This window comes from Nitrospirota bacterium, from assembly GCA_016214385.1.
Taxonomy (GTDB): domain Bacteria; phylum Nitrospirota; class Thermodesulfovibrionia; order UBA6902; family JACROP01; genus JACROP01.
This window is the reverse complement of the sequence record JACROP010000090.1, coordinates 1-5043: the sequence shown is the minus strand read 5'-3', so window position 1 is coordinate 5043 and position 5043 is coordinate 1. Positions and strand designations below refer to the sequence as shown.

Here is a 5043-nt window from a genome sequence, read left to right as displayed (position 1 = left end):
GGGAATGACGTGTCATAGTTTAGCTTATTACTGGGGTTATCCCTGGCACATCTAAACCTACACTTCTCTTTGCGGGAATGAGGTGTCATAGTTTAGCTTATTACCCGTAAAAAGTTCCCCCATTTTTTGTTTTTTTGTCCGTCATTCCCGCGAAGGCGGGAATCCATTTTCTCATTTTCCCAAAACAATCAACTACCACTTCGTAATAACAGTTTTGCCTTTCTCTTAAAGACTTGTCCTCGGTTATACCCTATTTCTGGGGGAACTCCTGCCGGGATAACCCTTGCTACTATACACCAGAACCATTAAAATATTAAGGAGGTGAAAGTTGCGAGAGTCGCATAGGTTTATAGATGAATTTATCGCTTTTCTGAAAGCAGAGCGCAATGCGTCAATACATACTATCAGGGCTTATAAAAAGGATCTTGACGGGTTTGCTGCCTTCGCAGATAAGAACCCGAAAGGTATTGATAAACTCGATATCAGGGGGTACCTTGCAGCACTGCATCAAAGCGAACTTAAAAAATCCTCCATATCAAGGAAGCTCGCCACAATAAGGTCATTCTTTAAATATCTCCACAGAGAAGGCCATATAAAGAAAAATCCTGCAAAACTCGTATCAAGCCCGAAGACACCAAAAATCCTGCCTAAGTTCCTTACAATAGATGAGATTGTCTCCCTGATGGAGGTATCTGAAGGAGAAGATTTTAGCCACGCAAGGGACAGGGCAATCCTCGAACTTCTATACTCCTCAGGGCTCAGGGTCTCGGAACTTTCCAATCTTGATATCAGCGATATAGATATAAAAGATGGCCTGCTGAGGGCAAAGGGAAAAGGGAAAAAAGAACGCATAGTGCCTATAGGTTCCAAGGCAATTGAGGCCATTGAAAACTATCTGCTTGAAAGAGCCCTGTCAAAGAAAAAATCCCTGGCCTTATTTTTAAACAAAAGCGGCGGGAGGTTGACAGACAGGACAGTAAGACGTATAGTAGAAAAATACGGGAAAATGGCCACTCTAAAAAGTCGTATTGGACCTCACACTTTGAGGCATACTTTCGCAACACATTTGCTTCATGGAGGAGCAGATCTGAGGTCAATTCAAGAGTTACTTGGACATTCCTCCCTGTCAACAACCCAGAAATACACTCATTTAGACATTGCTCATTTGATGGATGTATATGACAGGGCGCACCCCAGGGCTAAGAAGGGATGAGAGATTACATGCTTCATGGAACTACGATTCTATGTATCAGGAAAGGTGGAAAGGTTGCCATAGCAGGAGACGGCCAGGTCACCATGGGCCAGACCGTATTAAAACACAATGCAAAAAAGATTCGGACAATGTATAACGGCAATATTATTGCAGGTTTTTCAGGGGCAACTGCTGATGCCCTAACCCTCTTTGAAAAATTTGAGGCAAAGCTCGAAACATACAGGGGCAATATAACAAGGGCTGCAGTAGAGCTTGCAAAAGACTGGAGGACAGACAAGATACTAAGAAGACTTGAAGCCCTTCTTATTGTTGCCGATAGGGAACATACATTTATAATCTCGGGCAATGGCGATGTACTGGAGCCTGAGGATGGCATTGCCGCTATAGGCTCTGGCGGCCCTTATGCCCAGGCAGCGGCAAAAGCCCTCATGACACACACTGATTTTGAGCCAAAGGCAATTGTCGAAGAGGTAATGAAGATTACATCAAAAATATGCATCTATACTAACGAACAGATTTCTATTGAGGAGTTAAATGGATAACCTCACACCAAAAAAGATAGTTGAAGAACTTGATAAATACATCATCGGTCAGCATAAGGCAAAAAAGGCAGTAGCCATTGCCCTGAGAAACCGATGGAGAAGGCAGAGACTCTCAGAGGAATTAAAGGACGAGGTTTTGCCCAAGAACATAATCATGATAGGCCCTACCGGTGTCGGCAAGACCGAGATTGCGAGAAGGCTTGCAAGGCTTGCGCAGGCACCATTTATAAAAGTCGAGGCCTCAAAATTCACAGAGGTTGGATATGTGGGCAGAGACGTAGAATCAATGATTCGGGACCTTACAGAGTTAGCGGTTAATATGGTTAAAACTGAATACATGGAGAAGGTTCACGAAAAAGCACAGGGACTTGCAGAAGAGAGAACACTTGACCTCCTGCTGCCGCCACCAAGGCCAGTCAGGGGAATATCAGCCCCAGAAATAGCCGAAGAAAAAGAGCAGCATAAAGAAACCAGGGAAAAATTAAGGGCACAGTTAAAAAGTGGGAAACTTGATAATAAATATGTGGACCTTGAGGTCAGAGAAAAAATTATGCCTTTTGGAATTATTTCAAATGTCGGTATGGAAGAGCTTGAAATAAACCTCAAGGAGATGCTCGGAAGCTTTCTCCCGGAAAAAACAAAGAGGCGAAAGGTAAAAGTGCAGGAGGCATTAAGAATCCTCGCACAGGAAGAGGCAAACAAGCTGATTGATATTGACAAAGTCATAAAAGAAGCAATAGAACGCACAGAGCAGTCAGGAATTATCTTTATTGATGAGATTGACAAAATTGCAAGCAGGGGTGCTACCTATGGCCCTGATGTCTCAAGGGAAGGTGTGCAGAGGGATTTGCTTCCAATAGTTGAAGGCTCTACTGTAACAACAAAGTATGGCCCCGTAAGAACTGAACACGTATTATTTATCGCAGCCGGCGCCTTCCATGCAGTAAAGCCCTCAGACCTGATCCCTGAGATGCAGGGCAGATTCCCTATCAGGGTAGAGCTTGAGGCCCTTGGAGAGGATGAATTTATAAGGATACTGCAGGAGCCACGAAATGCACTTATCAAGCAGTATATTGCCCTTCTCGATACCGAAGGAGTTAAAGTCGCATTTTCTGAAGATTCTATACGGGAAATTGCCTCTATCGCTGCCATAGTGAATGAAAAAACCGAAAACATAGGTGCAAGGAGACTTCATACCGTCCTGGAAAAACTCCTTGAAGACATATCCTTCGAGGCCCCTGAAAGAAAAAATGGAGAATTAAGAATAGATGCAAAATATGTGAAGGATAAATTGAGCGATATAGTAAAGGATGAGGACCTGAGCAGATATATACTTTAAGAGGTAAGTAACTCTCGGTAAGCGGGGTCAAGGTCTTGACAGCCTGTTGAAAAACGAGCAAAATTCCTTAAATGTCATTCCCGCATGTTTTTAGCGGGAATCCAGTTCTTGTAAATTCAACAGGTTCTGGATTCCTGCTTTCGCAGGAATGACAAGTTATAGTATGAATAAATACTTTTTCAACAGGCTATCAAGACTCATTGTTACCACGATTCTTACAATCCTTATAATATTCATCATCTCTTGCGCTCCCTCCCGTTATGAAAGATACCCCGAGGCGAGCTATACCTCTGCCTCCTGGTATGGCCCGGATTTTCACGGAAGGCCTACAGCTTCAGGTGAAAGGTTTGACATGTATTCCAGAACATGTGCCCACAGAGAGCATCCATTCGGTACAAAACTCAGAGTTACAAATCTGTCGAATGGGAAGTCTGTCGATTGCATTGTAAATGACAGGGGGCCTTTTGTGGCTGGCAGAGACCTTGACCTCTCATATGCTTCGGCAAAAGAGATCGGACTTATCGGTCCCGGCACAGGCAAGGTCAGAATAGATGTCCTGGGAAGAGAAAGCAGGTACAAAGGCGCGGTACGAGTCTCCGACACTGTCAGCGTAGCAGCTCCAAAAGGGCCATTTGTGGTTCAGGTTGGCTCCTTTAAAGAACATCAAAATGCCATCCGTCTTAAAACAGCCCTTGAATTAAAATACAGAGGGGTTTATGTTGAAGAGACCTTCTTAGATGGTGAGAAATATTTCAGGGTCAGGCTGGGAAAGTTTAACAGCAGTAAGGATGCCTATTCCCTGGCAAATACCCTCGCGGAGGAAGGGTATAAGGTTATAATTGTGAAGTAAGTTTAATCCGTGTTTTGAACACGCATAGCAAGGATTGGGTTCATCGCTCAGTATTAGAGTAACTATAAAAAAAGGAGACCATGGAGAAACTCATCGAAAAGGCCAATGTCCTTATAGAGGCACTGCCTTATATACGGAACTTTTACGGCAAGACATTTGTGATTAAATACGGCGGAGCAGCCATGGTTGAGGAAAAACTCAAGAATGCATTTGCCCAGGATGTGGTGCTTATGAATTTTATAGGTATCCGGCCTGTAATTGTCCATGGCGGCGGTCCGAAAATAAGTGCAATTATGGAAAAAATGGGCAAGAAACCAACCTTTATCCATGGCCAGCGATTTACAGATAAAGAGACAATGGACATTGTTGAGATGGTCTTAGGGGGCCTTATAAACAAAGAAATCGTATCCCTTATAAACCGCCATGGCGGCCGTGCCATTGGCCTGAGTGGAAAGGACGGCTCTCTCATTAAGGCCAAAAAGAGGTTAGTCAGGAAAGTCTCGGAAGAAACAGGAGTGTCTGAGATAATCGATCTCGGACTTGTTGGAGAGGTTACATCTGTAAATCCAAAAATTCTATATTCGATGGAAAAGGACGGTTTTATCCCTGTGATTGCTCCGATAGGGGTAGGGCCTAAAAACGAAACCCTCAACATAAATGCAGACTATATTGCAGGCTCCATAGCTTCAGCCCTCAAGGCTGAAAAGCTAATACTTCTTACGGATGTAAATGGAATAATGGATAATAACAAAAAGCTCATACCTACAATAAACAGGTCGAAGATAAAGGCCTTCATATCAAAAGGTATAATTTCAGGCGGTATGCTGCCAAAAGTCCAGGCGTGCCAGAACGCCCTTAAGGAAGGAGTCGGGAAAACACATATAATTGACGGCCGTATCCCCCACGCCCTGCTTTTAGAGATTTTCACAAAGAAGGGCATCGGCACAGAGATTGTAAAATAAAATCACGAATTCGGTTATTCTTATTGGGGTCAGGTCTCGGCAAACTCATTGGCGCGGCAGGTTAGCCGGTTGTTAGACATTACCGTGATGGCTCTTTTATTACCCAAGTACGATTTTAGCGATTTTAGGGTCAGGTC

Annotated in this window: 5 protein-coding genes; all 5 read left to right on the top strand. The window is 43.7% G+C overall.

Features of this window, described 5'->3' with window-relative positions:
* Positions 1-328 precede the first annotated feature (328 nt).
* The 5 genes from xerC to argB all read left to right on the top strand — a co-directional run bounded on the left by xerC (position 329) and on the right by argB (position 4906).
* Positions 329-1213 carry a tyrosine recombinase XerC gene (xerC, locus tag HZC12_05615; protein MBI5026199.1) on the top strand — a complete coding sequence of 295 codons (885 nt, stop codon included), beginning with the start codon at positions 329-331 and terminating at the stop codon, positions 1211-1213.
* Entirely contained in the window at positions 1210-1755 is a 546-nt protein-coding gene (gene hslV, locus HZC12_05610; GenBank protein ID MBI5026198.1) for an ATP-dependent protease subunit HslV, read from the top strand. The genes xerC and hslV overlap by 4 nt, the downstream gene beginning before the upstream one ends.
* Entirely contained in the window at positions 1748-3094 is a 1347-nt protein-coding gene (hslU, locus tag HZC12_05605; GenBank protein MBI5026197.1) for an ATP-dependent protease ATPase subunit HslU, read from the top strand. Before hslV ends, hslU begins: the two co-directional genes overlap by 8 nt.
* 163 nt (positions 3095-3257) lie before the next feature.
* Positions 3258-3944: a septal ring lytic transglycosylase RlpA family protein gene (locus HZC12_05600; GenBank protein MBI5026196.1), complete on the top strand. Its 687-nt coding sequence runs from the start codon at positions 3258-3260 to the stop codon at positions 3942-3944.
* Positions 3945-4024: 80 nt separating this feature from the next.
* Entirely contained in the window at positions 4025-4906 is an 882-nt protein-coding gene (argB, locus tag HZC12_05595) for an acetylglutamate kinase (protein ID MBI5026195.1), read from the top strand.
* Positions 4907-5043: the final 137 nt, after the last annotated feature.

Bases quoted from the DNA above. Each gene is read 5' to 3' on its own strand.
- hslU (MBI5026197.1), top strand. From the start codon at position 1,748: ATGGATAACCTCACACCAAAAAAGATAGTTGAAGAACTTGATAAATAC.
- hslV (MBI5026198.1), top strand. From the start codon at position 1,210: ATGAGAGATTACATGCTTCATGGAACTACGATTCTATGTATCAGGAAA.
- argB (MBI5026195.1), top strand. From the start codon at position 4,025: ATGGAGAAACTCATCGAAAAGGCCAATGTCCTTATAGAGGCACTGCCT.
- HZC12_05600 (MBI5026196.1), top strand. From the start codon at position 3,258: ATGAATAAATACTTTTTCAACAGGCTATCAAGACTCATTGTTACCACG.